Source organism: Rhizorhabdus wittichii, assembly GCF_017607425.1.
GTDB lineage: Bacteria > Pseudomonadota > Alphaproteobacteria > Sphingomonadales > Sphingomonadaceae > Rhizorhabdus > Rhizorhabdus wittichii.
Map to the genome: position 1 here is coordinate 4,185,084 of NZ_CP059319.1, position 25,571 is coordinate 4,210,654.

A 25,571-nucleotide genomic window follows, 5' to 3' on the forward strand; every position below is an offset into this window, starting at 1 on the left:
CCATGAAGACCAGCTAGTTGGCCGGTCATGGCCAAGCCGCGCGCCCTGCCCCGCCCCGACGCTCCGATCGCCGCCCCGGCTCCCCAGCCGCTGACGCCGGCGGCGATGGCGGGGCTGTGGACCCTGCGTTTCGGTCCGTTCGGATGCCGCGACGACGAGACGCATGGCGGCGTCCTCCATGTCGAGGGCAACCGCATGGCGGGCGGCGACGGTCAGCTCATCTTCCACGGCCAGTTCGCGATCGACGGCCCGACGACGCTCGCCGCCTCGTTGCAGGTGGTGCGCCACGGCTTCGGCAGCGACTATCGCGGCGTGTTCGGCTCGCTCGCCCCGCTGTTCCGGCTCGACGTCGCGGCGGAGGCGATCACCCCCGACCTGTTCGAGGGCCGCATCGGCCGCACCACTGGCCCCGACGTTCGCGTCGTGATGCGCCGCCTCGACCCGATCACCGAGCGCAGCCGGATCGTCTGAGGCTCCCCATATCCTCCGTCTCTGTCGTCATTCTCGCTTTCGCGGTAATGACGGAAAGATGAGGAAGTCGGCGTGAAAGACTCTACCCCAGGTCGCCGCCGGCCACCGGCAGGATGCTGCCGGTGATGTAGCTCGCTTCGTCGGAGGCGAGGAACAGGATCGGGGCGATCTGCTCGTCGAGCGTGCCGTAGCGCTTGAGGAAGCTCGATTCGGTCACCTGGGCGACCGCCTCGGCCATCCAGGCGCGCTCCTGCTCGCTGTCGCCCGCCGCATTGCGCGGCACCTGCCGGGGCGGGGCCTCGGTCCCGCCGGGGGCGGTCGCGACGACGCGGATGCCGGAACCGGCATATTCCATGGCCAGGCTCTGGGTCAGGCCGTTGATCCCGCCCTTGGCCGCCGAATAGGGCGCCCGGCGGATGCCGCGCGTCGCGTTGGACGAGAGGTTGACGATGGTGCCCGATCGCTGCGCCAGCATCACCGGCAGCACCGCATGGCAGCAATAGAGCGTCGGCATCAGCGAGCGCCGGATCTCGGCGTCGATCTGGTCGGGCTCGAACTCGGCGAAGGGCCGCATCCGGATCGCGCCGCCGACATTGTTGACGAGGATGTCGATGCGCCCAAAGGCGGCGATCGCCGCCGCCATCGCCGCCTGCGCGCCCGCCGCGGTCTCCAGGTCGCACAGCGCCGTTGCCGCGACGCCGCCGGCGGCGATGATGCGATCCGCCGCCGTCGCGACGATCTCCGCCCGGTCGACCAGGAGCACGCTCGCCCCTTCCGCCGCGGCGCGAGCGGCGACGCCCGCGCCGATGCCCTGCCCGGCGCCGGTGACGACCATCACCTTGCCCGCGAAACGCCCTTCGAACATGTCCGGCTCCTGGTCAGAGATGATAGATGTCGACGACCTGGTGGATATAGTCGTTCTTGAGGACGATCTTCTTCCTGACGATCCGGATCGCGTCGCCGCGCGTGTCGAGCGTGCAGAAGGCGGTGCCGAAGAACTGGTTGGTCTGCTGCAGGCGATGGCTGAGCGTGTGCCAGTTGTAGCGCAGCTCGACCAGCCCGTCCCGCTCGGCGAGGATCTCGACATTGTTGATCGCGTGGCTGGTGCGCGCCTCGGGCGTGCTGGCCGAGGAGCGCCCCGTCTTGAGCCGGTAGACGCGATCCTCCAGCCCCTGCCGGTTGGCATAGTAGATCAGCGATATCTCCGCCTGCGGATCGCGGGTCAGATCGTCGTCGTCGGTCCAGGCCGGCATCCAATATTCGACGTCGGGCGCATAGCATTCGAGCCAGGCGTCCCAGTCGCGATCGTCGAGCAGCCGGGCCTCGCGATAGAGGAAGGCGCGGATGTCGGCATGGGACAGGGTGGCGCGGACCGGTTCGAGCAGGGCGGTCATTCCGCCGCCTCCAGCAGGGCGGCATCGCTCTCCCGGTCGATCCCGGCGAGCATCGCGCGCGCCCAATATTCGTGCTGGCGAACGAACAGCCCTTCATCCTCGCTGCGCTCGCTCGACAGCAGCGGATTCATCCCCATCGCGCGGGCATTGTCGTCGGGCCCGGCGATCCAGCGCGTCGCCCCGCGGCTGAGGTCGTTCCACAGCCCGCCCGCCCCCTCATAGGCCGACTGGCAGGAGCGGAACTCCTCCAGGTCGTCGGGCGTGCCCATGCCGGAGACGTTGAAGAAATCCTCATATTGCCGGATGCGGGTCGCGCGGAGCTCGGCGCTCTCGCCCTTCGGCGCGAAGCAGTAGATCGTCACCTCGGTCCGGTGGACGTCGATCGGGCGCACCACCCGGATCTGGGTGGAGAACTGGTCCATCAGGAAGACGTTGGGATAGAGCGCCAGATTGCGGCTCTGGCTGACGATGATCTCGGCCCGGTCCGCGCCGAGCCGCTCCGCGAGCGCCGCCCGCTGCGTCCAGACCGGGCGAACCTCCGGGTTGAGCACGCGGGTCCACAACAGGATATGGCCGTTCTCGAAGCCGTAGACGCCGCTCACCGCCTTCGACCAGCCATTGGCGTCGACCGCCCGGGTGCCGCCTTCCGCGCGCCGCGCCATGGTCGAGGCGTAGTTGGCGTGGACCGAGCTGACATGATAGCCGTCGCAGCCATTCTCCATCTGCAGCTTCCAGTTGCCGTCGAAGATGTAGGTCGAATTGCCGGTCAGGATCTCCAGGCCCTCGGGCGCCTGGTCGACGATCTGGTCGATGATCAGCCGGGTCTCGCCCAGATAGTCCTCCAGCGGCGCGACGTCGGGGTTGAGGCTGCCGAACAGGAAGCCGCGATAGTCGGCGAAGCGGGCGATGCGGGTCAGGTCGTGCGATCCGTCGCGGTCGAAGCTGTCCGGATAGGCGCCGGTCGCCGCGTCCTTCGCCTTGAGCAGCGACCCGTCGGTGCGGAAGCTCCAGCCGTGGAAGGGACAGACGAGCAGCGGCTGGTTGCCGCGCTTGCGCCGGCAGAGCTGGGCGCCGCGATGCGAGCAGGCGTTGACGAAGGCGTTGATCGCGCCGTCCTTGCCCCGCGTCAGGATGACGGGGACCCGGCCGATCGACGTGGTGAAATAGTCGTTCTTGCCCGCGACCTGGCTCTCATGGGCGAGATAGACCCAATTGCCCTCGAAGATGTGCTTCATCTCGAGGTCGAAGATGTCGGGATCGGTGAAGATGTCCCGCCGGCAACGGAACGCCCCGCTGGCCGGATCGTCGACGACGGCGGTCGCCACGCGGTCGCGGATGGACATCGTCATGGAAGCTCTCCTCTGCCGTCATCTTGATCCGAAAGGTATTTTCGGGGGAGGCCATGTCGCTGCGATGCGCTCTCCCGATCCTTTCTATCGGTCGATGATAATTGGGCTCGGGCGAAGGTTGCAAAGATCAATCCGATCTCGATAAGATACCCTTGAGGTATTTTATGGATCTGCGCCAGCTTCGCTACTTCGCCACCGTGGTTGCCGAGCGCAACTTCAACCGCGCCGCCGAGCGGCTGCACATCGCCCAGCCGCCGCTCAGCCGGACGATCCGGCAGCTGGAGGAGGAGATCGGCGCCGAGCTGATCGACCGCTCCAGCCGCCCGCTCAAGCTGACCGCGGTCGGCCATCTCGTCCATGAACAGGCGCTCCAGATGCTCGGCCGGATGGAGGACATGCGCGCGATGGTGCGCACCGCGGTCGGATCGGAACGGCGGCGCTTCGCCATGGGGTTCGCCGCCTCGACCATGTATGCGCGCCTGCCCGAGCTGATCCGCGAGTTCCGGATCGAGGCGCCCGACGTCGAGCTGGTCCTGGTCGAGAGCGTGACCTTCGACCAGATCGCCGCGCTCAAGGAGGGGCGGATCGACGTCGGCTTCGGCCGCATCCGCTTCGAGGACCCGTCGCTCCAGCGCACCGTGCTGCGCTACGAGGCGCTGATCGTCGCGCTGCCGGCCGCGAGCCCGCTGGCGCGCGAGGAGGGGCCGATCTCGATCCGCGCGCTGGCCGACCTGCCGCTGATCATCTACCCCCGCCAGCCGCGACCCAGCTATGCCGACCAGGTGCTCTCCTTGTTCCGCGACCATTCGATCGAGCCGCGCGTCGTGCAGGAGGCGCGCGAGCTGCAGACCGCGATCGGCCTCGTCGCCGCCGAGGAGGGGATCGCGATCGTCCCCGAGACGGTGCGCCGTGCGCGCAGCCACGACGTGCGCTATCGCGAGCTGCTCGAAGGCGCGACCTCGCCGATCATCATGAGCCACCGCATCGGCGACTCCTCGCCCGAGCTGCGGATCATGGCGGGGGTGATCGCCCGGAAATATGGCGAATGGGGCTACAAGGTCCCCGAGGCGTTGAGATTCTAGGGGATATCCGGGCCGGGGCCTATTTCCCCGGTGCCTTCACCGCCGTCACCTCGATCTCGACCAGGAACATCGGCTGGACGAGGTTGGCGACCTGGAAGGTCGAGCGGGCGACCGTGTTCGGGTTCGCGGCCGAGCCGAAATAGTCGCGGAAGCCGGCGTTGAAGCCCGCGAAGTCGATCTTGCCGAGCTTGGGGTCGGCGGCGAGGAAGGCCTGCATCTTGACGACGTCGGCCATTGCATAGCCCTTGCTGGCGAGCAGCGCCCTGATCTTCGCGAGGACGCTCAGCGTCTGGGTGCGGGTGTCGCCATAATCGTCGATCGTCGCCGTCCGGGCGGGGTCGATCGGGTCGGCGAGCTGGCCCGACAGGTAGAAGGTCTCGTAGCCGGCGGGCACGATCACGCCCTTCAGGATCAGGCCGGGCTTGCCGTCGGGCCCCGGGCTGGCGATCCGCTCGACCGGCGCGGGGGCGGCCGAGGCGGCGCCGGTCGCGAGAAGGGCGGCCGCGACGGCGGCGATCATCGGCTTGGTCTTCATCACAGTCTCCCGCTTTCGGTGATCAGGGGGCGAGGCCGGTCCGCGCTTTCCCACTTGGCGACGACCGCGGTGGCGATCGCGTTGCCCAGCACATTGGTCGTGGTGCGGCCCATGTCCATGAAATGATCGATCGCCAGCAGCAACGCCACCCCTTCGACGGGAAGGTCGAACTGGGCGAGCGTCGCCGCGACGACGACGAGGCTGGCGCGCGATACGCCCGCAATCCCCTTGCTGGTGACCATCAGCACCAGCAGCATGGTGATCTGGGTGGCGATCGGCAGGTCGACGCCATAGGCCTGGGCGATGAAGATCGCCGCGAAGGTGGCGTACATCATCGACCCGTCGAGGTTGAAGCTGTAGCCGAGCGGCAGCACGAAGCCGTAGACGCGGCGGGGGACGCCGGCGCGGTCGAGCGCTTCCATCAGGCGCGGATAGGCCGCTTCGGAGGAGGCGGTCGAGAAGGCGAGCAGCAGCGGCTCGCGGACATGGCGGAGCAGCGGCGCGAGGCCCCCGCCGAGGAACGCCGCGCCGGCGCCGAGCAGGACCAGACACAAGGCGGCGAGCGCGACGTAGAACTCCCCGATCAGCGCGCCGAAGGTCAGCAATATCCCCGCGCCCTGGGTCGCGACCGTCGCCGCGATCGCGCCGAACACCGCCAGCGGCGCGGCGCGCATGACATAGCCGGTGATCGTCAGCATCAGCTCGGCGGTCGCCTCGACCACGGCCAGCAGCGGCTTGCCCCGCTCGCCCGCCGCCGACAGCGCGACGCCGACGAACAGCGAGAAGACGACGATCTGCAGGATCTGGTTCTCGGCCATCGCCTGGACGACCGATTCGGGGAAGATGTGGAGCACGAACTGGCGGAAGCTCAGCGCCTTCTCGGCCATGCCGCCGGGATCGGCGGTGCGGACGAGGTGCAGCGCCTCGCCCGGTGCGAAGGCGTTGACGAACAGCAGCCCGAGCGAGAGCGAGACGAGCCCGGCGGTGACGAACCAGCCCATCGCGCGGGCGCCCATCCGGCCGAGGCTGGCGACGTCGCCCATATGCGCGATGCCCGTCACCAGCGTCGCGAAGACGAGCGGCGCGACGATCATCTTGATCAGGCGCAGGAAGACGTCGGCCGGAAGCTGGAGATAGTCGGCGATCCGCGCGCCGGCGGCCGCGTCGCCGCCGGCCCAGAGATGCACGCCGACGCCGGCCGCGATGCCGAGCGCCATGCCGCCGAAGATCAGCGGCGTCAGCTTGAGACGCATGTCGCCCTTTCTCAGCAGCAGCGGCCGTTGCCGCCCGATCCGAAGCGCGTCTGCTCGCGCTCGCGGAAGAAGTCGGCGCGGCTCATCGGCGGCCGGTCGGCATGATGCTCGGCCATGTGCGCGCAATAGGCGTCGTAGCTCGGCTGGCCGACCATCAGCCGGGCGGTGTCGCGCAGCCGGCGGAGCAGCGCCTTCATTCGGCCGGCACCGCGTTCGGCAGGATCTCGTTCGCGGTCGGCGCCGCGCTGCGCCGTGCCGCCAGGCAGGTGCGGACCGCATAGACCATCAGCGACAGCACCACCGCGAGGAAGATCGCGCACAGGCTGGCGTCGATCCAGTCGTTGCGGACGATCTGCCGCATCGCCTCCATCGATTTGGCCGGCGCGAGCAGCTCGCCCCGTGCTGCCGCGGCGGAGAAGCGCGTGGCGTGGGCGATGAAGCCCACCGCCGGATCGGGCGAGAACAGCTTCATCAGCCCGGCGGTGATCGTGCAGATGACCAGCCAGACGGTGGGGATCAGCGTCACCCAGGCGAAGCGCTCCTGCTTCATCCGGAACAGGACGACGGTGCCGAGCATCAGCGCGACCGTCGCCAGCATCTGGTTGGAGATGCCGAACACCGGCCACAGCGTGTTCACCCCGCCCAAGGGATCGGTGACGCCCTGGTAGAGGAAATAGCCCCAGGAGGCGACGCACAGGCCGGTCGCGATCACGCCGGGCAGCATCGTGTCGTTGCGGCGGAAGGACGGCGCGGCGAGGCCGATCAGGTCCTGGAGCATGAAGCGGCCCGCGCGGGTGCCGGCGTCCACCGCCGTCAGGATGAACAGCGCCTCGAACAGGATCGCGAAATGATACCAGAAGGCCTTCATCGCCGATCCGCCCACCGCGTGGCTGAAGATCTCCGCCATCGCCACCGCCAGCGTCGGCGCGCCGCCGGTGCGCGAGATCACCGTCGCCTCGCCGACGTCGCGCGCGGCCTGCTGGAGCGTGTCGGCCGAGATCGGGAAGCCCATCGCCGTCACCGCCGCGGCGGCGCTGGCGGGATCGGTGCCGACCACCGCAGCGGGGCTGTTCATCGCGAAATAGACGCCGGGATCGAGGATCGAGGCGCCGATCAGCGCCATGATCGCGACGAATGCCTCCATCAGCATCGCGCCATAGCCGAGCAGCGGCGCGTCGCATTCATTGGCGATCAGCTTGGGCGTCGTGCCGCTGGAGATCAGCGCGTGGAAGCCCGACACCGCGCCGCAGGCGATGGTGATGAACAGGAAGGGGAACAGCGCCCCCGACCAGACCGGCCCGCCGCCCGCGACGAACTGGGTGAGCGGCGGCATGCGCAGCGGCGGCGCCATGATGACGATGCCGATCGCGAGCGCGGCGATCGCGCCGATCTTGAGGAAGGTCGACAGATAGTCGCGCGGCGCGAGCAGCAGCCACACCGGCAGGATCGACGCGACCGCGCCATAGCCGATCAGGATCCAGCAGAGCTGCTCGGGGGTGAAGGTGAACAGCGGGCCCCAGAAGGGCGAGGCCGCCACCGACTGCCCGTAGACGAGCGCGATCATCAGGCCGAGGAAGCCGAGGATCGACACCTCGCCGATCCGCCCCGGACGAATCCAGCGGGTGTAGACGCCCATCAGGATCGCGAGCGGCACCGTCATCGCCACGGTGAACACGCCCCACGGGCTGTCGGCGAGCGCGCGGACGACGACCAGCGCCAGCACCGCCAGGATGATGACGATGATCATGAAGGTGCCGGCCAGCGCGATCGCGCCGGGCACCGTGCCCATCTCCATGCGGATCAGCTCGCCGAGCGATCGGCCGTCGCGGCGCATCGACACGAACAGGATCATGAAGTCCTGCACCGCGCCGGCCAGCACCACCCCGGCGAGAATCCACAGCGTCCCCGGCAGATAGCCCATCTGCGCCGCGAGCACCGGCCCGACCAGCGGCCCCGCCCCGGCGATCGCCGCGAAATGATGGCCGAACAGGACGCGCCGGTCGGTCGGGACATAGTCGAGCCCGTCGGTGCGGTAGAGCGCGGGCGTCGGCCGCGACGGATCGAGCCGCATCACATGGCGGGCGATGTAGAGCGCATAATAGCGATAGGCGACCAGGAAGACGCAGGCGGCGGCGATCACCATCCACAGGGCGCTGACCGGTTCGCCGCGCGTGAAGGCGATCACCCCCGTCGCATAGGCGCCCAGCGCCGCGAGGACGATCCAAATGACATGCCGCTGCACCGATCCGACCTTTCCCCGGGGGCGCTCGCCGGAGCGCGCCCATGTCTCTCCCGAAGGCCTCCGATCGCAGGCCCCGCCCCCAAGCCAATAGGAGTGCGGGGGCGAGTACAAGTCATGATGCGGCACGATTCGATGCGCGCATGTTATGGGCCGGCAGCCTATAAGATTCGCGCATGGACCCCAAAGTCGTGGGCATTGAGATCGCCCGGCGACCGCGCCATTGTCGCGGCCATGAAGGATCTCACGAAGGTCGTGCATCATCCCCCGGTCGACCAGGACGGCTTCACCAGCCTCGCCGTCCCGACCTATCGCGCCTCGACGATCGTGTTCGACAGCGCCGACGCCTATGCCCAGCGCAAGCGGCGTGGCGCATCGGGCTATGCCTATGGGCTGCACGGCACGCCGACCACGCGCACCCTCGAAAGCCAGCTCAGCGCGCTCGAAGGCGCCGCCGGCACGATCATCCTGCCGTCGGGCCAGGCGGGGATCGCGCTGATCTTCCTCACCGTGCTCCAGCCCGGCGACACCGTCCTCGTGCCGGCCAACATCTATCCTCCTGCGCTCGATCTGTGCCGCGACATCCTGGCGCCGCTCGGGATCGGGCACCGCGTCTACGACCCGACGATCGGCGCGGGCATCGCCGCGCTGATCGACCCGGACTGCCGGCTGATCTGGACCGAATCGCCCGGCTCGGCGACGATGGAGGTCGGCGACCTCCCCGCCATCGTCGCGGCCGCCCGCGACCGGGGCGTGCTGACCGGGTGCGACAATAGCTGGGCGACGCCGCTGCTGTTCAAGCCGCTCGCCATCGGGATGGACTTCGCGATGGAGGCGATCACCAAATATATCGGCGGCCATTCCGACCTGCTGCTCGGATCGGTCAGCGTGCGCGACCCGGCGTGGGACGCGCGGCTGCGCGAGCGGGCGCACATGCTGGGCATCGGCGTGTCGCCCGACGACTGCACGATCGCGCTGCGCGGGATCGAGACGCTCGGCGTCCGGCTCGGTCATATCGGCCGGGTCGCGCTCGATTTCGCCCGGTGGCTCGCCGATCATCCGGCGGTCGAGCGGGTGCTGCATCCGGCGCTGCCCGACTGCCCGGGGCATGTCTTCTGGAAGCGCGACTTCAAGGGCGCGAGCGGCGTGTTCAGCGTGGTCTTCGCGCCCGAGCGCGAGGCGCTGCTCGACGAAGCGCTGACGCATATGCGCAGCTTCGTCATCGGCGCGTCGTGGGGCGGGACGCGCAGCCTGCTCGCGCCGATGACGATGCCCGCCGACCGGCTCGGCGGGCCGCCCGGGCGCAGCCGGCGCCTGCTGCGGATCAGCATCGGGCTCGAGGACCAGGACGATCTCCGGTCGGATCTGGAGGGCCTGCTCGACAGGCTCGCCGGATCGGCCGCCGCCGGCTGACCGTGCGCCGGCTCGCCCCCCTCGCCCTGCTCGCCGCGCTGCTGGCGGGCGGCTGCGACGTCGGGGCGAGCCACAAGAACCATGGCCGGCTGACGCCGCACACGCTGGAGGCGGTCCGCTCGCGCGGCTATGTCCGGTGCGGCGCGAGCAAGGAGGCGCCCGGCTTCAGCGGGCCCGACGAGAGCGGGCGCTGGCGCGGGCTCGACGTCGACACCTGCCGGGCGATCGCCGTCGCCGCGCTGGGCGACCGCGAGAAGGTCCGCTTCGTTCCGCTGACCGGGCAGCAGCGGATCACGGCGCTCCAGACCGGCGAGATCGACGTGCTGCCCCGGACCACGACCTGGACGCTGCGCCGCGACGCCGCCGGCATCAACTTCACCATACCGACCTATTACGACTATACCGCCTTCATGGTCCGGCGGAAGGTCGGCGTCCGCGACCTGGCGGGGCTGCGCGGCGCGTCCGCCTGCGTGCAGAGCGGCTCGATGACCGAGGTGATCCTCGCCGACGTCTCGCGCAAGTACCGGCTGGCGCTGCGCCCGGTCATCTTCGACAATGTCCAGAGCACGCGGCAGGCCTTCCTGTCGGGCCGCTGCGACGCGCTGATCACCGACGCCTCGGCGCTCGCCGCCTTGCGGGCGACGCTGCCCGGCCGCGCCGACGACTATGTCATCCTTCCGGCGGACAGCAACGTCGCGCCGCTCACCCCGGCGGTGCGCCATGGCGACGACCAGTGGTTCGACATCGTCAAATTCTCGATCGAGGCGATGATCGACGGCGAGCAGCTCGGCATCGGCCGCGACAATGCGGACCGGCTCCGCGCCTCGGCCGATCCGAACGTCCGGCGCTTCCTGGGCGTCGAGCCCGGCAACGGCCGCGCGCTCGGGATCAGCGACGACTTCGCCTATCAGATCGTCCGCCAGATCGGCAATTACGGCGAGGTCTACGACGACAATCTCGGCAGCCGCAGCCGGCTGAACATCCCGCGCGGGCTCAACCGGCTCCAGCGCGACGGCGGCCTGATGCTGCCGATCGGCTTCTACTGATGCGGCGGCGGGCGCGCGCGGCGCGCGGATGGGGCTGGTGGCTGCCCCAGGTCGCGCTGCTGCTGGCGCTGGCGGGGCTGGTGCTGGTGGTCGCCCGGACCGTGTCCGACAATATGGAACGGCAGGACATGGTGCTCAGCCTGGGCTTCCTGCGCAGCACCGCCGAGTTCCCGATCGCCGAGTCCTTCCTCGCCTATGCGCCGGGCGACACCATCGCCTGGGCGTTCGTCGTCGGCCTCGGCAACAGCATCGCGCTGACGCTGCTGATCATCGTCCTGTCGACCATGGCGGGGGTGCCGATCGCGCTGGCGCGGCATTCGGGGCACATGCTCGCGCGGACCCTCGCCGGGGGCTTCGTCGACCTCGTCCGCAACGTGCCCCTCGTGGTGCAGCTGCTGTTCTGGTACGGGGTGATCCTGATGGCCTTCCCGCCGGCGCGGGCGGCGGCGCAGCCCCTGCCGGGCCTGTTCCTCACCAATCGCGGCATCACCGTCACCACGGTCGGCATCACCGGAACGGCGCTGCCGATGATCGTCACGGTGCTGGGCGGGCTGACCCTGACGCTGATCACCGCCTGGCGGGGGCATCTCCACAAGGCCAGCCTCTGCACGCTCGGCACCATCGTCGCCGGCTCGGCGCTCTGGATCGTCCTCGACCTCGGCCTCGCGCGCGACGTGCCGCATTTCGACCGCTTCAACTTCACCGGCGGGCTGACCCTGACCCCGGAGTTCGTCGCGGTGCTGTGGGGCTCGGTGATCTATGCGAGCGCCTTCGCGGCGGAGATCGTGCGCGGCGGCCTCGACGGCGTCCCGCGCGGCCAGTGGGAGGCGAGCCGCGCGCTCGGCCTGAGCAAGCGGCAGAGCCTGCGGCTGGTGATCGTGCCGCAGGCGCTGCGGATGATCGTGCCGCCGATGAACAGCCAGTTCATCACCATCCTCAAGAATTCGACGCTCGCGCTGGTGGTCGGCTATCCCGACCTCAACTTCGTCGCCAACACCGCGATCAACCATACCGGCCAGGGGCTGGAGGGCGTGGCGATCCTGATGCTGGTGTTCTTCACCCTGGCGAGCGCGATCTCGCTGGCGATGAACCGGCTCAACGCGCGCGTCCAGCGGGGCGGGGCATGAGATATGTCCGCACCGCGCCGGAGCCGGTCCGCCCCGCGCCGCCCCGGCCGAAGCGGCCGGCGCTGCGCTCGATCGTCACCGGCGGCGCCAATCTGCTGACCACGGCGATCATCGTCCTGTTCGCGATCCGCACGGTGCCGCACCTGCTGTCCTGGGCGGTGACCCATGGCGTGTGGAGCGGCGACGGCGCCGCCTGTCGCGACGCCGGGGCCTGCTGGGCGTTCCTGCGCGCGAAGATGCCGTTCATCCTGTTCGGCATCTATCCGGAGGCCGAGCGGTGGCGGCCGATCCTGGTCGTCCTGATCCTCGGCGCCGCGACCTTATGGTCGCTGCCGCGCGCGCACTGGACCTGCGCGACGCTCGCCTTCTGGGGTTTCGCGATCGTCGCGTCGCTGCTGCTGATGGCGGGCGGGCGCCTCGGCCTGTCGCCGGTGCCGACGTCGGCCTGGGGCGGCCTGCCGATCACCATGCTGCTCACCATCTTCTCGCTGGCGCTGGGCTTCCCGTTCGGCATCGTGCTGGCGCTGGCGCGGCGGTCGGACATGCCGGTCTATCGCTGGACGGCGACCGCCCTGATCGAGGTGATGCGGGCGATGCCGCTGGTGACGCTGCTGTTCGTCGCCTCGGTGATGGCGCCGCTGCTGCTCCCGGCCGGCGTCACCGCCGACAACCTGACCCGCGCGCTGGTGGCGTTCGTGCTCAGCTCCTCGGCCTATATCGCGGAGGTGGTGCGCGGCGGCTTGCAGGGCGTCCCGCCGGGGCAGCGGGAATCGGCGCGCGCGCTCGGCCTCGGCCGGTCGACCGTGCTGCTGTCGATCATCCTGCCCCAGGCGATCCGCAAGGCGCTCGCCCCGCTGACCAGCACCGTCGTCGTGATCATCAAGAACAGCAGCCTGGTCCTCGTCGTCGGGCTGTTCGACCTGCTGAGCGCGGGCCGGGTGTCGCTCAACGATCCGGCCTGGCCGACGCCCTATGCCGAAACCTATCTCGTGATCGCGCTGATCTATTTCGTCATCTGCTACGGCTTCGCGCGCTATGCGTTGCACCTCAAACGGACGACGCAGGGCGGGAGGGCGGCCATGATCCACATGGCGGGGGTCGGCAAATGGTATGGCGGCTACCACGCGCGCTGCGCAACGTCTCGCTGGACGTCGCGCGCGGCGAGCGCATCGTCATCTGCGGCCCGTCGGGGTCGGGCAAGTCGACGCTGATCCGCTGCATCAACGGGCTGGAGACGCATGACGAGGGGGTGATCCGGATCGGCGAGGACGAGGTCCGCCCCGATCGCCGGGTGCTCCAGCGCATCCGCGCGCGGGTCGGCATGGTGTTCCAGGACTTCAACCTCTTCCCGCACCTGACGATCCTGGAGAATTGCGCGCTCGCGCCGATGAAGGTCCGGGGCCTGGCGCGCGACGCGGCCGAGGCGCTGGCGCGCGAGCTGCTCGAACGGGTGCGCATCGCCGACCAGGCCGACAAATATCCCGCGCAGCTCTCCGGCGGGCAGCAGCAGCGCACCGCGATCGCGCGCGCGCTGGCGATGCAGCCGGAGATCATCCTGTTCGACGAGCCGACCTCGGCGCTCGACGCCGAGATGGTCAAGGAGGTGCTCGACATCATGAAGGCGCTCGCCACCGAGGGGATCACGATGCTGTGCGTGACCCACGAGATGGGGTTCGCCCGCGAGGTCGCCGACCGGATCATCTTCATGGACGCCGGGCAGATCGTCGAGACCGGCAGCCCCCGCGACTTCTTCACCGCGCCCTGCCACGAGCGCACCCGCGCCTTCCTCAGCCGGCTGCTCTATTGAACGCATCCCATAAGGATTGGTTATAAAATCGTGCGGCAATGCAAATTGTTCTCGTGCCGCGCCGCCCTAAGCTGGTGTCCGCAAGGCTGATCCGGCTCCTTGGGAGGTGCAGCTCTTCCACCCGCGGGAAAGCGACCGGGGATGTCCGCGAAACGACGCGTCGACCAACGGCGTCCGTCACAAGGGGGGTTCCATGAAAAAACAGATCCGCACGCTCTCGCTCACCACCACCATCCTCTTCGCCGGCGCCGTCGGGGTCGCCCCCGGCTCCGCCCAGGGCGTCGGGCCCGATCCGGAAGGCGGCGCGGACATCGTCGTGACCGGATCGCGTTTCGGCAGCCGCTCGATCGCCGAGTCGCCGACGCCGATCGACCATATCGGCACCGAGGAGCTCAATCGCGGTGGCCGCGTCGAGATCCAGGAGATGCTCAAGACGGCGGTGCCGAGCTTCAGCACGCCGCGCCCGAACGCCTCGGGCGTCGGCGATTTCACCACGCCGCCGACGCTGCGCGGCCTGTCGACCGGGCAGCTCCTCGTCCTCGTCAACGGCAAGCGCCGCCATTCCTCGGGCGACCTCAGCACCAGCAACGGCATCGGCCGCGGCGACGTCGCCTATGACTTCAACTCGATCCCCTCGGCCGCGATCGGCCATATCGAGGTGCTGCGCGACGGCGCCTCGGCCCAATATGGGTCCGACGCGATCGCCGGCGTGATCAACCTGTCGCTCGACAAGTCCGAAGGCGTCAGCGGCAAGGTGACCACCGGCATCACCAAGCAGGGCGACGGCGAGTATGTCGACGTCGGCGCGGGCTTCGGCCTGGCGATCGGCGACGGCGGCATCATCCGCACCACCGTGCAATATCAGAACCGCCGCGGCAGCAACCGCGCCGATCCCGATACGCGCCAGCAATATTTCGGGACCAACGCCGCCGGCGCGCCGACCGCGATCTCGTCCTTCTTCGGATCGGGCGTCGGGCTGACCCCGTCGAACGGCACGCTCGACCCGCGCGAGGCGACGGTCGACCGCGACACCTCCTATGAGGGGACGGCGCCGTTCACGATGAAGGCGATCTTCGTCAACAGCGAGCTGCCGGTCGGCGATGCCGTCACCCTCTACGGCTTCGGCGGCTATAGCGACCTCGACGGCAAGACCGCCAATTTCTTCCGCCGCGCCGGGCAGGACCAGACGGTGCGCTCGCTCCATCCCGACGGCTATGCGCCCTATGGCGAGTTCGGGCTGCGCAACCTGTCCGCCTTCGGCGGCGCGCGCGGCGACGACCTCGCCGGCTTCGGCTGGGACCTGTCGACCGGCTTCGGCAAGAGCCTGATCAACTCCGACATCAGCAATTCGAACAATCCGTCGCTGGGCAATGCCAGCCCGACCGAGATGCGCATCAGCCGCATCCGCTTCTCGCAATGGACCACCAACCTCGACCTGACGCGCGAGTTCGACGTCGGCGACAGCACTCCGCTCAAGTTCGCGTTCGGCGGCGAATATCGCAAGGAGGTGTGGCGCCTGCTCGCCGGCGATCCAGCCAGCTACGTCAACGGCGGCGTCGGGATCATCGGCGGACCCGCCAACGGCGCGGTCGCCCCGGTCGGCGCGCAGCCCAATCCGGGCGTGTCGCCCGCCGACGCGACGACCGGAAAGCGCAACAGCAAGGCGGTCTATGGCGAGCTGGAGAAGGAGTTCTTCGATCGCCTGACGCTCAACGGCGCGGTCCGCTACGAGGACTTCTCGGACTTCGGCGATACCGTCAACTACAAGCTGTCGAGCCGGCTCAAGCTGGTCGAGGCGCTGGCGCTGCGCGGATCGTTCAGCACCGGCTTCCGCGCGCCGCATCTCGCCCAGAGCTTCTTCAACTCGTCGCTCACCAACTTCATCAACGGCGCGCCAGTGCTGATCCGCAACTTCCCGGTCGACAGCGCCGCGGGCCGGCTGATCGGCGCGACGCCGCTCAAGCCCGAGAAGTCGAGGAACATCTCGATCGGCGCGGTCGCCAAGCTGTCGAGCTGGACGATCACGCTCGACGGCTACCGGATCAAGCTGAAGGACCGCATCGTCCAGTCGTCGACCTTCCAGGACGCCCGGCTGACCAACCTGCTCGCGGCCAACGGCTTTCCCGGCATCGGCGGCGCGCAATATCTGACCAATGCGGTCGACTCGACCACCCACGGCGTCGACCTGACCGTCAGCGGCTCGATCGACCTCGACGATTTCGGCAAGCTCGCGGTGCTGCTCGCCGGCAACTACAACAAGACCAAGCTCGACCGTGTCGCGGGCACGCCGGCGCCGCTCGCCGCGCTTGGCATCACCACGCCGCTGTTCGACCTCACCCAGCAGGTGCGGATCACCGACAGCCAGCCGCGCTCGAAGGTGCTGCTTAACCTCAACTGGTCGTCGGGCGACTTCACCGTCGGCCTGACCAACACCTATTACGGCAAGGTCTCGGCGGTCGCGTTCACCACCCTGACGCCGGCGCAGATCGCGGTGCTGACCCAGAATTACGACGTGACCCTGGTGCCGGTCTCCGCGACCAGCCCCAACTCGCAGGTCATCCAGCACTTCAAGGGCAAGCTGATCACCGACCTCCAGCTCTCCTACGACATGACGAAGGAGGTGCGGCTGACGGTCGGCGTCAACAACCTGTTCGACATCTATCCGTCGCAGAACATCCGCTCGACCGTCGCCAGCGTCGCGGCGGGGACCAACGGGTCGGACAATGGCGGCACCTTCCCCTACAATGCCATCTCGCCCTTCGGGTTCAACGGCATGTCCTTCTTCGCCTCGGCGAGCGTCCGCTTCTGAGAGTCGGTTTGGAAATGATCCTGCGGATCATTTCAGGCGGCGCCGGCCCGCTGGCGATGATCGGTCTGGCGTTCCTCGTCGGCGGCGCGGCGTCCGCGTCCGCCGGCGAGGTCGCCGCGATCAAGGCGCGGGTGGAGGCGGGACAGGCCTCCTGCGCCGCCGTCATCGCCGACCGTCTCGACCGGATCGCCGCGCGCGACCAGCTCCTGCACAGCGTCATCGCGACCGATCCGACCGCGATCGCCCAGGCGCGGCGGATCGACCGCCTGCCCGCCGCGCGCAAGCGCCGCCTGCCGCTGCTGTGCGCGCCGCTGCTGGTGAAGGACAATATCGACGTCGCGGGGTTGCCGACCACGGCCGGCTCGGTCGCGCTCGCCGGCAATGTCGCGCGCCGCGACGCGGCGGCGGTCGCGGCGCTCCGCGGGGCCGGGGCGGTGGTCGTCGCCAAGACCAACATGTCCGAATTCGCGTTCAACTATCGCGGCCGCTCGTCGATCCGCGGCCAGACGACCAGCCCCTTCTCGGTCAGGGAAAGCGCGGGTGGATCGTCGTCGGGCAACGGCGCGGCGCTGGCGGCCGGCTTCGGCGTGCTCGCGCTCGGCACCGACACCTCGGGATCGCTGCGGGTGCCGGCCGCGCTGGCGGGCGTGGTCGGGCTGCGGCCGACCTTCGGCACCGTACCGCGCGACGGTGTGCTGCCGCTCAGCCCCAGCCAGGACGCGGTCGGGCCGATGTGCCGCGCGATCGACGACTGCCGCGCCGCGCTGCGCGTCCTGACCCGCCATCGCGATGTCTCGCCCGCCGAGCCGCTGAAAGGGCTGCGGGTCGGCCTTCTCGACCATCTCTTCCCCGCTGGGCGGATGCGCGTGGCGGTCGACCGCGCCGTCGCGCGCCTGTCCGCCGCCGGCGCCATCGTCTCGCCCGCCGCGCTCGCCGATGAGCAGGTGCTGACAGGCGCGATGCCGCCGCCGGGGCACAAGGCAAGCTTCGCCAGCCGGTCGGCCTTCGATTTCCCCGATGTGATGGATCGCTACCTGCCGTCCCGGACGGGCGTGCCGGCCGACGCCCGGGCGCTGCTGGCGGCGCTACGGGACGGGCGGACTGATCCGAAGGTGGTGGCGGACGTGGCCCGGTTCATCGCCAATCGCGACGGTGCGGCGGGCGACGAGCGCCATGCCGTCAACGGCGCCTTCCGCGACGGCTTCGTCGAGGAGCGCATCGCCCGGGCCTTCTCCTGCGCCCCCGGCGGCGATTGCCTCGACCTGCTGCTCTATCCGTCGGTGCGCGACGTCGCGGCCGATGCGGAGCGCGGGCCCGACACCGGCGGCACCCACCGGCTGGCGGCCTATTCGGGCCGGCCCGCTATCGCCTTCCCGATCGGCGTCGTCCGCACGGCCGACGGCGTGCGGCCCGTCTCGGTCGAGCTGATGGGGCGGCCGGGCAGCGACGCGATGCTGCTGGCGATCGTCGGGGCGTGGCAGGCCCGGCTCGACCTGCCCCGCGCGCATGACTGTGCAGACGGTGAAGCGGCGGTCTGTCTCGCGGACCCGGACTGACCGGCTCAGGGCTGCGGGCCGGCGCGGGCCGCGTCGTTCAGCGCCGCTGTGAACTCGCGGACGAGTCGGGCGCGCTGCGCGTCGGGCCGGAACAGGATATAGGATTTGAAATAGACCGCGGGCTCATAGGGCTTGATCACCAGCCCGCGCTTCTCGAACCCGTCCGCCGCCGCCGGATTGACCAGGCCGATGCCGACGCCCTCCAGCGCCAGCGCGCAGACGGTCAGCGAGGCGGGGGTCTCGACGACGATATGGGGGTGGATGCCCTCCGCCTCGAAGGACTCGGTCATCCGCGCCCGCGCGCGGTCCTCGGGTGACAGCGCGATGAACGCCATCTTGTCGAGGTCGGCGGGGCGGATGACGTCCTTGCCGGCGAGTGGATGATCGGCCGGCATCACGCACACCGCCCGGACGCTGTAGAACAGGCTGTGGTCGACCCCCGACAGGTCGACCTCGTCGGCGGCGAGCCCGATGTCGAACTGCTGCGTGGCGACATGGTCGCGCACCGCCGAGGAGGAGAGGATCTGCAGCGTGATCGAGACGTGCGGATTGACCTCGCGGAAGCGGCGGACGGCGCGCGGCACCAGCGTCGATCCCAGCGCCGCGAGGCTGGCGATCTTGAGGCTGCCCGATCCGAAGTCGCGGATGCGCGCCGCCGACGCGCGCAGGCTGTCGAGCCCCTGGAAGGCGTTGCCGACGTCGCGGAAGAAGAGCTGGCCCTCGGGGGTGGGGACGAGCCGCCCCTTGACCCGGTCGAACAGCGAGAAGCCGACGCGATGCTCGAGCTCCGACACCGCGCGGCTGACCGCCGGCTGGGTGATGTTGAGCAGGTCGGCGGCGCGCGACGCCGATCCGCCGATCATCAGCGCGCGGTAGATTTCGAGCTGCCTGAAATTCATCCGCACGGTCCCGATGTCCTATAAAAACAGCTTATAGGAAGCCGGATCGTGGTCAATCGAACGTCTGTGCCGGGCTCCGGCATCGGTCAGGCGGCGATGTAGCGATCGGGCCGGTAGGGTTGCAGCAGCGGCGCCACCTCGCCCGACATGATCTCCCGCGCGGCGTAGCGGCCGAGGATCGGCGCCAGGGTGATGCCGCTGTGGGTGACGATCGCATAGACCCCCTTCGCGCCCGGCACCGGCCCGCAGATCGGGCGGTTGTCGAGCGGATAGGGGCGGAAGCCGAGCAGGATCTTGGCTGGCTTGCCCTTGGCGATCGCCGGGATGTACTTGGCGGTGCGGTCGATCAGCATCTGCCCGTGATGCTGGCGCAGATATTCGTCCGGATATTGCATCTGGTGGTCGAGGATCTCGGCATGCTGGGGCAGGTTCGGCGGCCCGCCGGTGAAGCTGGTCAGGAAGCGCCCGTCGGCATATTGCTTGAACTCGATGATGCTCGACGCCTCATAGACCATCCGGGTGACGACCGGCTGCGGCGTGGTGTGGACGACCAGGCCGGGCTTGTGCGCGAGCTTCAGCGGTTTGTCGATCATCGCCATCAGGCGGGGCGTGTCGGTGCCGCCGGCGGTGACGAGCCGGTCGAGCGGGAAATGCCCCTTGCTGGTCTGCACGCCGGTCAGGCTGCCGCCCGTCATCTCGATCGCGGTGACCTCGCACGGATAGACGACGCGCGCGCCGAACCGCCTGGCGGCGGCCAGGTAGCGCTGGGTCGCGACCACCGGATCGACATGGCCGTCGCGCACCGTCTGGAAGGCGAAGCTGACGTCGTCGCCAGCGAACACGCCGGGGCTGATCCTGCTGATCTCCGCGCTGGTCAGGATGCGTGGCGGATCGTCGGTCGCGGCGAGCAGCTTCGCCTTGACGGTCAGCTCGTCGCGCTTCTTCTCGCCATAGGCCCAGCTGATCGATCCGCCCCAGATCGCGTTCATCCGCCACTGGCTGTCGTCCTCGAGCCAGGCCTTCATGCTTTCGAGGCGGAGCCGCATGTAATGCGCGTCGTTGACGACGGGGTTGATCCAGGCGACCGACTTGCTCGTCGCGCCCGCCGCCGGTGCCTCCTTCTCGAACAGGATCACCTCGGCGCCCGCCCTGGCGAGCTGGAGCGCGGTCGAGGCGCCGATGATCCCGCCGCCGACGACGCCGACCTTGAGGCGGCGGCCCGCGGCGAGGACGCCCATCGGGGCCAGCGCGGTCGCTGCCGCCATCCCGCCCAGTACCGTGCGGCGATGCAATCTCATCCTATGATCCTCCCCGGCTGACGACGGATTCCTACACCGTGAACCTGTCAGAGTCAGAGCATGATCAATCCTGATTCGATAACGGGATGTTATACCCCGGCGGTCGGATCGATCATCCCGAGCCAGCCGACCAGCAGCAGGATGGCGAGGCCGATCGTCAGCTCGACGCGGATCGCCCGGCGCAGCGCGGGCCGGGCGTCGCCGGGGCGCTGCTCGAACAGCGGGGTGAGCCGGAACCGGTTGTTGGCGGCGAGCAGCAGCATCGCCCCGAACGCCGCCAGCTTGAGCGCCATCAGCCGGCCATAGGCGGTTTCGAGCAGCAGCGGGAAGCGCTCGACCCCGACGATCATCGCCCCGTTGACCAGGCCGGTCGTGACCAGCAGGCCGACCGCCGCGCCGCCGATCGGCGCGAAGGCGCGCAGCATCGGGCGGACGGCGTCCGCCTCGGGCCGGCGGAGCGCGAGCAGCAGGCAGGCCATGCCGCCGATCCAGGTCGCGGCGGCGACGACATGGATCATGTCGGCGAGCATGTGGACCCGTCCCGCCATGCCCTCGCCGCCGGCGGCATGCCCGACCCAGGCGACGGTGATCGCCGCCAGCACCCCGGCGATCGCCAGCGGCCGGAGCGCCGCGCGCAGCGCCAGCGGCACGGCGACGGCGAGCAGGACGAGCCGCGCCAGCATCGCCTTGCCGGCCGCCGTCGCCGACAGCACGAGCGACGCGATCTCCCGATCGACCGGGAACAGCGGCCCGCCGGTCATTCCTGCGACCATCGCCAGGAAGCCGAGCACCGCCAGCAGCATCGCCAACAGCAGCAGCGCGGCGAACGGGACGCGAAGCCGCGCCAGCAGGGACCGCCCCTGCGCCGCGCCGCAGGCGAGCCACAGGAACAGCGGCACGCCCGCGATCAACGACAAGGCGGCGTAGTTGCCGAACCGCAGGATGATCGCGGGCGCGTCCATCGTCACTTCACCGAGAAGGCGTAGCCGCCCTCGCTGCGGTGGGTATCCCCGGTCACGACGTGCCAGGTCAGGCCGTAGCTGCCCGCCGGCAGGGTGCGGGGCAGGTTGACGACCAGCGTCTTGCCGTCGCTGCCGAGCGCGGTCTTGAGGCCCTTCACCGGCATCGGGGCATGTTTGGCCATGCCCGGCATCGCGGTCATGACGATCTCGACGCCCGAGAGCTTCTCGACCGGCGATTCCGAGAAGGTCAGGGTGACGGTCCGCACGTTCGACGCGCTGGCGTCCGCCGCGGGCGTGGCGGCGACGAGCTTGGCGTGGGCGAGCGCCGCGCCGCTGGACAGCAGGGCGACGGCGGCCAGGGCCGGGGCGACGATCGAGGTAAGGTGGCGCATCATGGTTCCTTTGTGATTCCGTGGTGGGAACAAGGCGATTACGCGGCCCGCGACCTTTCCCCTCGCCGGCATGAGTGATTTTCGTCCGGCGCGCGTATAGTCGATGGCCGGAGGTGGCGAGATGAGCGGGATCGACGGGATCGACGATATTCTGGAGCGGCTGCGCGACGACGGCGGCGATGCGCGGCTGGCGGCGATGGACGGCGCGGTGCTCGCCGGGCTCGCCGCGCACCGGGCGCGGCGGGCGGCGCGGCGCGGCCTGGCGCTGTCCGGCGTCGCGGCGCTCGGCATCGGGCTGGCGAGCAGCCTCGCCCTGCCGCCGCGCGCTTCGGCCGAGCCGGTTCCGCTGCTGATGGCCGCGCCGTCGAGCGCGCCGTCGAACCTGCTGCTGGGCGTGCGCTGAAATGGCGCGCTATCCGGTGCTGATCATCCTGTCGGCCTTCCTCGCGGCGTTCGCCGGGGTGTTCCTCGGCCGGATGCTGTTCACCCCCGAGCCGCCGATCGAGACCCGGTTCCACGCCGTCCTCCACAGCGAGCTGAAGCTGGACGCCGCGCAGGCCGCGCGGATCGAGGCGCTCGAGCGCGAATTCGCCGCGCAGCGGAGCCGCTACGAGCAGGAGATGCTGACCGACAATCGCGGGCTGGCCACGGCGATCCTCGCCGAGAAGGGCTATGGCCCGGCGGTGGCGACGGCGGTCGACCGGTCGCACCACGCCATGGGCGCGTTGCAGAAGGCGACCTTGCAGCATTTGTTCGCGATGCGCGCGGTCCTCAAACCGGATCAGGCGCGCCGCTTCGACGACGCGATGGTTCAGGCGCTGACAGCGCCGCAACGGTGAACCCGGGCGAGGGGGAGGAGCCGGACGACGGCGCGCTCGCCGCCCGCGCGCTGGCGGGGCATGAGGACGCCTATCGGCTGCTGATGGCGCGGCACCGGGTTCCGGTCCACTGCTTCGTCCGCGCCCAGGTCGCCGATGCCGACGCGGCGCTCGACATCGTCCAGGAAAGCTTCATCGCCGCCTTTGCCCATCTCGACCGCTACGATCGCGACCGGCCGTTCCGCCACTGGCTGATGCGGATCGCGCTCAACAAGTGCCGCGATCATCGCCGCCGCCAGATCGTGCGCGGCTTCTTCGCGCGCGCCCGGCCGCTCGACGAAGGACTGCACGTCGCCGGGGCCGAGCCGGGCGCCGATGCCGAGATCGGCGGGCGGCAGGAATTGCGGCGGGCGCGGCAGGCGATCGACGCCCTGCCGGAGAAGCTCCGCTCGGTGCTGTTGCTGCGCACCGTCGAGGGGATGAGCCAGGCCGAGGTGGCGGCCCTGCTCGGCGTCAGCGGGAAGAGCGTCGAGACGCGGCTCTACCGCGCCCGCCTCAAATTGTCCGAGATGCTGGGGCCTACGCCGACTCCATAATGGTTCTGCATGGACCAACAAGGAATCGACAATTGAAAGCATGGGTGTCGGCCGCGACTATGCGGGGGCCTGCCATGGGGGCGGCTCTATCAGGATGACGTCGCATGAAGATCGGTGGGAAATGGTCGCTCGGGGGTTTCGCGCTGGCTACGGTTCTGGCGGCGGGCGCTGCCATGGCGCATCCGGGGCATGCCGTCGAACCGGCCTTTTCGAAGAGCGGGCCGGTGCTGTCCTATTTCTCCACCCCGAACCGCGAGCATCTCGAGATCAAGGGCGACGCGGCGACGACGCTCGCCAGGGTCACGGTCGACCTGAAGGCGCCGTCCGACGTGCTCGTCCAGTTCACCAGCGGGCTCGCGACCGTCACGCCCGACGGCTGCCCCTGCTCCGCGCGGGTGTCGCTCAAGATCGACGACCATGATCCGGTCGTGATCAAGCGGGTCAATCTCGGCACCATGGTCACCCGGATCGGCGACGCCTACCAGCCCGATCGCCAGTCCGCCGACGGCTCCTATGCGCTGAGCCTGCCGGCCGGCCGGCACGAGATCGCGCTGGTCGCCCAGCGGATCGAAGGGAGCAGCACGCTGCTCTACGGCTTCTATCCCAATCTGCAGGCGCTGGCCTTTCCGAGCGGGAAGTAGGACGCTCCGGGGAGCATCATCGGCCGGCGACGTCCCATGAACGGACGTCGCGGCTTCGCCCGCGTCGGCGGGCCCAGACCACATCACCACCATATCTCTCCAGACGGAGCCATGACGATGAGCGTTACGCCGAGCCGCCGGGACCTTCTCAAATCCGCCGCGATGGCGGGCCCGGCGCTGTTGTCCGCGCAGGCCGTGGCCGCGCCCGCGGCCGGCCGGCCCGCGAAGCCGGCGGCGAAGGCGGTGCTGGCGCCGAACTCGATCCCGCCCTCGGCGCTGCCGGGCCATTTCGACGTCGACCCGACGATCCGCAATCTCGAGGCGGGCTATTGGAGCGTCATGCCGCGCGTCGTCGCGCAGGCCTATGCGCGCCACACCGAGGAGGTCAACCGGTCGAACTCGATCTTCGCGCGCAACGTGCTGCCGGGCGAGGCCTGCCTCGCCAATGGCAGCCGCGAGGCGCAGGTGGCGATCGCCCGCCAGGTCGGCTGCGCGCCCGAGGAGATCGCGGTCGCGCGCAGCGGATCGGACGCGCTGCAACTGCTGATCGCCAATTATCGCGGCCTCAAGCCCGGCGACGCGGTGATCTATTGCGACCTCGACTATGACGCGACGATCGGCGCGATGGAGTGGCTGGGCACGCATCGCGGCGCGCGCGTCGTCAGGTTCGCGATGCCCGAGCCGGCGACCACCGCCAACATCCTCGCCGCCTATGACGAGGTGCTGAAGCGCACCCCCGACGCCAAGCTGCTGCTCGTCACCCAGGTGTCCAACCGCACCGGGCTGGTGACGCCGGTGCGCGAGATCGTGGCGATGGCGCGGGCGCGGGGCGTCGACACGATCGTCGACGCCGCGCACGGCATCGCGCTGCTCGACTTCCAGCTCGCCGACCTCGACGCCGACTTCGTCGCCTGGTCGGTTCACAAATGGACTTCCGCGCCGCTCGGCACCGGGGCGATGTACATCCGCAAGAGCCGGCTCGCCGACATCGACATCGCCTATGAGAACCATAATCTTCCGGCCGACAGCATCAACGCGCGGATTCCGCCGGGGACGGTCAACTTCGCGGCGATGCTGACCATCCCGCTCGCGGTCGACTTCCACTTCGCGATCGGCGCGGCGGCGAAGGAGCGGCACATGCGGGCGCTGCGCAACCGCTGGGTCGACGCGGTGCGCGACCTGCCCAACGTCACCATGGCGGTGCCCGACGATCCCGCGCGCTACTGCACGATCACCAGCTTCCGGCTGAAGGGCATGGACAGCGACGAGAAGGCCAAGGCCGTCCAGCAGCGCCTGTTCGAGAAATATCGCATCCTGACGGTGTGGCGCACCGGCGTCGCCAGGGGCCCTGTCATCCGGGTGACGCCGGGCCTCTACAGCACCCAGGCCGACGTCGACGCGCTGGCCGCCGCGCTCCGCGCCGAACATGCGATGTTCGTCTGAGCGGCGGCGCCTGTCGGGGGCGGTGATGGATTTTCGGCCTTCCCATGCTATAGGGCGCGCCATGGCCCGCCGTTTCTGGCTCCTTTTCCTGTGCCTGATCGCCACGTCGCTGGTCGCGACGACGACGACCCATGCCCGCGAATGGATCAGCGAGACGACGATCGAATGTTCGGGCGCCGTGCACAGCGACGGCGACGCCGACCAGTCGCAGGGCGACAGCGACAAGGCGATGCCGCACCATCATGGCAGTTGCCATGGCCCGGCCGCTCCGGTGCCGGTGAGCATGGCGCTCGACCATGGCGTCGCCACCGCATCCGACTATGTCGGGCGCAGGGCCGCGGCGCTGCCGTCCCGCGCGCTCGATCCCGCGTTGCGGCCGCCCCAGGCCTGACCACCGTCCGCTGGCCGGCGCTCGCCGGCCCGACGTCATTGGTCAGGATC

The 25,571-nt window shown here is 69.7% G+C and carries 26 protein-coding genes; 15 read left to right on the forward strand and 11 right to left on the reverse strand.

The window, feature by feature from the left end; translation table 11 throughout:
- Window positions 1-27 precede the first annotated feature (27 nt).
- The gene (locus HRJ34_RS20085; protein ID WP_208632209.1) at window positions 28-471 is read left to right on the forward strand and encodes a hypothetical protein; all 444 of its coding nucleotides are present in this window, start codon (window positions 28-30) and stop codon (window positions 469-471) included.
- Between the two features lie 82 nt (window positions 472-553).
- On the opposite strand, the gene HRJ34_RS20090 is transcribed toward HRJ34_RS20085, so the two are convergent.
- Genes HRJ34_RS20090 through HRJ34_RS20100 form a run of 3 tightly spaced genes read right to left on the reverse strand, consistent with a single transcriptional unit; the run spans window position 554 to window position 3,214 of the window.
- Window positions 554-1,336, reverse strand: coding sequence for a 1,6-dihydroxycyclohexa-2,4-diene-1-carboxylate dehydrogenase (locus tag HRJ34_RS20090; protein ID WP_208632210.1), 783 nt, complete (start codon window positions 1,334-1,336; stop codon window positions 554-556).
- A gap of 13 nt (window positions 1,337-1,349) precedes the next feature.
- Entirely contained in the window at window positions 1,350-1,865 is a 516-nt protein-coding gene (benB, locus tag HRJ34_RS20095; RefSeq protein ID WP_208632211.1) for a benzoate 1,2-dioxygenase small subunit, read from the reverse strand.
- Window positions 1,862-3,214 carry a Rieske 2Fe-2S domain-containing protein gene (locus HRJ34_RS20100; RefSeq protein WP_208632212.1) on the reverse strand — a complete coding sequence of 451 codons (1,353 nt, stop codon included), beginning with the start codon at window positions 3,212-3,214 and terminating at the stop codon, window positions 1,862-1,864. Before HRJ34_RS20100 ends, benB begins: the two co-directional genes overlap by 4 nt.
- Window positions 3,215-3,378: 164 nt before the next feature.
- Between HRJ34_RS20100 and HRJ34_RS20105 the strand changes: the two genes are divergently transcribed.
- Window positions 3,379-4,296: a LysR family transcriptional regulator gene (locus tag HRJ34_RS20105; RefSeq protein ID WP_208634401.1), complete on the forward strand. Its 918-nt coding sequence runs from the start codon at window positions 3,379-3,381 to the stop codon at window positions 4,294-4,296.
- A gap of 19 nt (window positions 4,297-4,315) precedes the next feature.
- On the opposite strand, the gene HRJ34_RS20110 is transcribed toward HRJ34_RS20105, so the two are convergent.
- From HRJ34_RS20110 to HRJ34_RS20125, 4 genes are read right to left on the reverse strand one after another with little or no spacing between them, the layout of a single operon-like run.
- The gene (locus HRJ34_RS20110; protein WP_208632213.1) at window positions 4,316-4,831 is read right to left on the reverse strand and encodes a RidA family protein; all 516 of its coding nucleotides are present in this window, start codon (window positions 4,829-4,831) and stop codon (window positions 4,316-4,318) included.
- Window positions 4,831-6,084: a dicarboxylate/amino acid:cation symporter gene (locus tag HRJ34_RS20115; protein ID WP_208632214.1), complete on the reverse strand. Its 1,254-nt coding sequence runs from the start codon at window positions 6,082-6,084 to the stop codon at window positions 4,831-4,833. The genes HRJ34_RS20110 and HRJ34_RS20115 overlap by 1 nt, the downstream gene beginning before the upstream one ends.
- A gap of 11 nt (window positions 6,085-6,095) precedes the next feature.
- Entirely contained in the window at window positions 6,096-6,281 is a 186-nt protein-coding gene (locus tag HRJ34_RS20120; protein WP_016745612.1) for a YbdD/YjiX family protein, read from the reverse strand.
- Complete coding sequence (locus HRJ34_RS20125; RefSeq protein ID WP_208632215.1) at window positions 6,278-8,326, reverse strand: carbon starvation CstA family protein; 2,049 nt, start codon at window positions 8,324-8,326, stop codon at window positions 6,278-6,280. The genes HRJ34_RS20120 and HRJ34_RS20125 overlap by 4 nt, the downstream gene beginning before the upstream one ends.
- A gap of 231 nt (window positions 8,327-8,557) precedes the next feature.
- Between HRJ34_RS20125 and HRJ34_RS20130 the strand changes: the two genes are divergently transcribed.
- The 7 genes from HRJ34_RS20130 to HRJ34_RS20160 all read left to right on the forward strand — a co-directional run bounded on the left by HRJ34_RS20130 (window position 8,558) and on the right by HRJ34_RS20160 (window position 18,081).
- Window positions 8,558-9,736: a trans-sulfuration enzyme family protein gene (locus tag HRJ34_RS20130; RefSeq protein ID WP_030092097.1), complete on the forward strand. Its 1,179-nt coding sequence runs from the start codon at window positions 8,558-8,560 to the stop codon at window positions 9,734-9,736.
- A gap of 2 nt (window positions 9,737-9,738) precedes the next feature.
- Entirely contained in the window at window positions 9,739-10,782 is a 1,044-nt protein-coding gene (locus tag HRJ34_RS20135; protein WP_029995413.1) for an amino acid ABC transporter substrate-binding protein, read from the forward strand.
- A complete protein-coding gene (locus HRJ34_RS20140; protein WP_208632217.1) occupies window positions 10,782-11,909 on the forward strand; it encodes an ABC transporter permease subunit in 1,128 nt (375 codons plus the stop codon). The genes HRJ34_RS20135 and HRJ34_RS20140 overlap by 1 nt, the downstream gene beginning before the upstream one ends.
- Complete coding sequence (locus HRJ34_RS29715) at window positions 11,906-13,120, forward strand: amino acid ABC transporter permease (protein ID WP_226948863.1); 1,215 nt, start codon at window positions 11,906-11,908, stop codon at window positions 13,118-13,120. Before HRJ34_RS20140 ends, HRJ34_RS29715 begins: the two co-directional genes overlap by 4 nt.
- Window positions 13,015-13,716 (forward strand): amino acid ABC transporter ATP-binding protein, encoded by a 702-nt coding sequence (locus tag HRJ34_RS20150; RefSeq protein WP_208632218.1) that lies wholly within the window; start codon window positions 13,015-13,017, stop codon window positions 13,714-13,716. Before HRJ34_RS29715 ends, HRJ34_RS20150 begins: the two co-directional genes overlap by 106 nt.
- 193 nt (window positions 13,717-13,909) lie before the next feature.
- Window positions 13,910-16,525 carry a TonB-dependent receptor plug domain-containing protein gene (locus HRJ34_RS20155; protein WP_016745619.1) on the forward strand — a complete coding sequence of 872 codons (2,616 nt, stop codon included), beginning with the start codon at window positions 13,910-13,912 and terminating at the stop codon, window positions 16,523-16,525.
- 14 nt (window positions 16,526-16,539) lie between these two features.
- The gene (locus HRJ34_RS20160; RefSeq protein WP_226948864.1) at window positions 16,540-18,081 is read left to right on the forward strand and encodes an amidase; all 1,542 of its coding nucleotides are present in this window, start codon (window positions 16,540-16,542) and stop codon (window positions 18,079-18,081) included.
- Window positions 18,082-18,086: 5 nt separating this feature from the next.
- Here HRJ34_RS20160 and HRJ34_RS20165 read toward each other — a convergent pair whose 3' ends face one another.
- The 4 genes from HRJ34_RS20165 to copC all read right to left on the reverse strand — a co-directional run bounded on the left by HRJ34_RS20165 (window position 18,087) and on the right by copC (window position 21,635).
- Window positions 18,087-18,980: a LysR substrate-binding domain-containing protein gene (locus HRJ34_RS20165; RefSeq protein WP_012048830.1), complete on the reverse strand. Its 894-nt coding sequence runs from the start codon at window positions 18,978-18,980 to the stop codon at window positions 18,087-18,089.
- Between the two features lie 86 nt (window positions 18,981-19,066).
- Complete coding sequence (locus HRJ34_RS20170; RefSeq protein ID WP_208632220.1) at window positions 19,067-20,278, reverse strand: NAD(P)/FAD-dependent oxidoreductase; 1,212 nt, start codon at window positions 20,276-20,278, stop codon at window positions 19,067-19,069.
- 89 nt (window positions 20,279-20,367) lie between these two features.
- Window positions 20,368-21,240: a copper homeostasis membrane protein CopD gene (gene copD, locus HRJ34_RS20175; RefSeq protein WP_208632221.1), complete on the reverse strand. Its 873-nt coding sequence runs from the start codon at window positions 21,238-21,240 to the stop codon at window positions 20,368-20,370.
- Between the two features lie 2 nt (window positions 21,241-21,242).
- Entirely contained in the window at window positions 21,243-21,635 is a 393-nt protein-coding gene (gene copC / locus HRJ34_RS20180; RefSeq protein ID WP_016745624.1) for a copper homeostasis periplasmic binding protein CopC, read from the reverse strand.
- 118 nt (window positions 21,636-21,753) lie between these two features.
- Here copC and HRJ34_RS20185 point away from each other — a divergent pair, with 118 nt between their 5' ends.
- From HRJ34_RS20185 to HRJ34_RS20210, 6 genes are all read left to right on the forward strand, one after another.
- Window positions 21,754-22,035, forward strand: coding sequence for a hypothetical protein (locus HRJ34_RS20185; RefSeq protein ID WP_012048826.1), 282 nt, complete (start codon window positions 21,754-21,756; stop codon window positions 22,033-22,035).
- A gap of 1 nt (window position 22,036) precedes the next feature.
- Window positions 22,037-22,471, forward strand: coding sequence for a Spy/CpxP family protein refolding chaperone (locus tag HRJ34_RS20190; protein ID WP_208632222.1), 435 nt, complete (start codon window positions 22,037-22,039; stop codon window positions 22,469-22,471).
- On the forward strand, window positions 22,468-23,046 hold the full coding sequence (locus HRJ34_RS20195) for an RNA polymerase sigma factor (protein ID WP_208632223.1): 579 nt from the start codon (window positions 22,468-22,470) through the stop codon (window positions 23,044-23,046). Before HRJ34_RS20190 ends, HRJ34_RS20195 begins: the two co-directional genes overlap by 4 nt.
- A 104-nt stretch (window positions 23,047-23,150) precedes the next feature.
- Complete coding sequence (locus tag HRJ34_RS20200) at window positions 23,151-23,687, forward strand: hypothetical protein (RefSeq protein WP_029995673.1); 537 nt, start codon at window positions 23,151-23,153, stop codon at window positions 23,685-23,687.
- Window positions 23,688-23,804: 117 nt separating this feature from the next.
- Complete coding sequence (locus tag HRJ34_RS20205; RefSeq protein ID WP_226948865.1) at window positions 23,805-25,130, forward strand: aminotransferase class V-fold PLP-dependent enzyme; 1,326 nt, start codon at window positions 23,805-23,807, stop codon at window positions 25,128-25,130.
- Between the two features lie 61 nt (window positions 25,131-25,191).
- Window positions 25,192-25,521: a hypothetical protein gene (locus tag HRJ34_RS20210; protein ID WP_012048821.1), complete on the forward strand. Its 330-nt coding sequence runs from the start codon at window positions 25,192-25,194 to the stop codon at window positions 25,519-25,521.
- Window positions 25,522-25,571: the final 50 nt, after the last annotated feature.

Coding starts and splice junctions, on each gene's coding strand:
- HRJ34_RS20085 (WP_208632209.1), top strand. CDS start 28: ATGGCCAAGCCGCGCGCCCTGCCCCGCCCCGACGCTCCGATCGCCGCC.
- HRJ34_RS20090 (WP_208632210.1), bottom strand. CDS start 1,336: ATGTTCGAAGGGCGTTTCGCGGGCAAGGTGATGGTCGTCACCGGCGCC.
- benB (WP_208632211.1), bottom strand. CDS start 1,865: ATGACCGCCCTGCTCGAACCGGTCCGCGCCACCCTGTCCCATGCCGAC.
- HRJ34_RS20100 (WP_208632212.1), bottom strand. CDS start 3,214: ATGACGATGTCCATCCGCGACCGCGTGGCGACCGCCGTCGTCGACGAT.
- HRJ34_RS20105 (WP_208634401.1), top strand. CDS start 3,379: ATGGATCTGCGCCAGCTTCGCTACTTCGCCACCGTGGTTGCCGAGCGC.
- HRJ34_RS20110 (WP_208632213.1), bottom strand. CDS start 4,831: ATGAAGACCAAGCCGATGATCGCCGCCGTCGCGGCCGCCCTTCTCGCG.
- HRJ34_RS20115 (WP_208632214.1), bottom strand. CDS start 6,084: ATGCGTCTCAAGCTGACGCCGCTGATCTTCGGCGGCATGGCGCTCGGC.
- HRJ34_RS20120 (WP_016745612.1), bottom strand. CDS start 6,281: ATGAAGGCGCTGCTCCGCCGGCTGCGCGACACCGCCCGGCTGATGGTC.
- HRJ34_RS20130 (WP_030092097.1), top strand. CDS start 8,558: ATGAAGGATCTCACGAAGGTCGTGCATCATCCCCCGGTCGACCAGGAC.
- HRJ34_RS20140 (WP_208632217.1), top strand. CDS start 10,782: ATGCGGCGGCGGGCGCGCGCGGCGCGCGGATGGGGCTGGTGGCTGCCC.
- HRJ34_RS29715 (WP_226948863.1), top strand. CDS start 11,906: ATGAGATATGTCCGCACCGCGCCGGAGCCGGTCCGCCCCGCGCCGCCC.
- HRJ34_RS20150 (WP_208632218.1), top strand. CDS start 13,015: ATGGTATGGCGGCTACCACGCGCGCTGCGCAACGTCTCGCTGGACGTC.
- HRJ34_RS20155 (WP_016745619.1), top strand. CDS start 13,910: ATGAAAAAACAGATCCGCACGCTCTCGCTCACCACCACCATCCTCTTC.
- HRJ34_RS20160 (WP_226948864.1), top strand. CDS start 16,540: ATGATCCTGCGGATCATTTCAGGCGGCGCCGGCCCGCTGGCGATGATC.
- HRJ34_RS20165 (WP_012048830.1), bottom strand. CDS start 18,980: ATGAATTTCAGGCAGCTCGAAATCTACCGCGCGCTGATGATCGGCGGA.
- HRJ34_RS20170 (WP_208632220.1), bottom strand. CDS start 20,278: ATGAGATTGCATCGCCGCACGGTACTGGGCGGGATGGCGGCAGCGACC.
- copD (WP_208632221.1), bottom strand. CDS start 21,240: ATGGACGCGCCCGCGATCATCCTGCGGTTCGGCAACTACGCCGCCTTG.
- copC (WP_016745624.1), bottom strand. CDS start 21,635: ATGATGCGCCACCTTACCTCGATCGTCGCCCCGGCCCTGGCCGCCGTC.
- HRJ34_RS20185 (WP_012048826.1), top strand. CDS start 21,754: ATGAGCGGGATCGACGGGATCGACGATATTCTGGAGCGGCTGCGCGAC.
- HRJ34_RS20190 (WP_208632222.1), top strand. CDS start 22,037: ATGGCGCGCTATCCGGTGCTGATCATCCTGTCGGCCTTCCTCGCGGCG.
- HRJ34_RS20200 (WP_029995673.1), top strand. CDS start 23,151: ATGAAGATCGGTGGGAAATGGTCGCTCGGGGGTTTCGCGCTGGCTACG.
- HRJ34_RS20205 (WP_226948865.1), top strand. CDS start 23,805: ATGAGCGTTACGCCGAGCCGCCGGGACCTTCTCAAATCCGCCGCGATG.
- HRJ34_RS20210 (WP_012048821.1), top strand. CDS start 25,192: ATGGCCCGCCGTTTCTGGCTCCTTTTCCTGTGCCTGATCGCCACGTCG.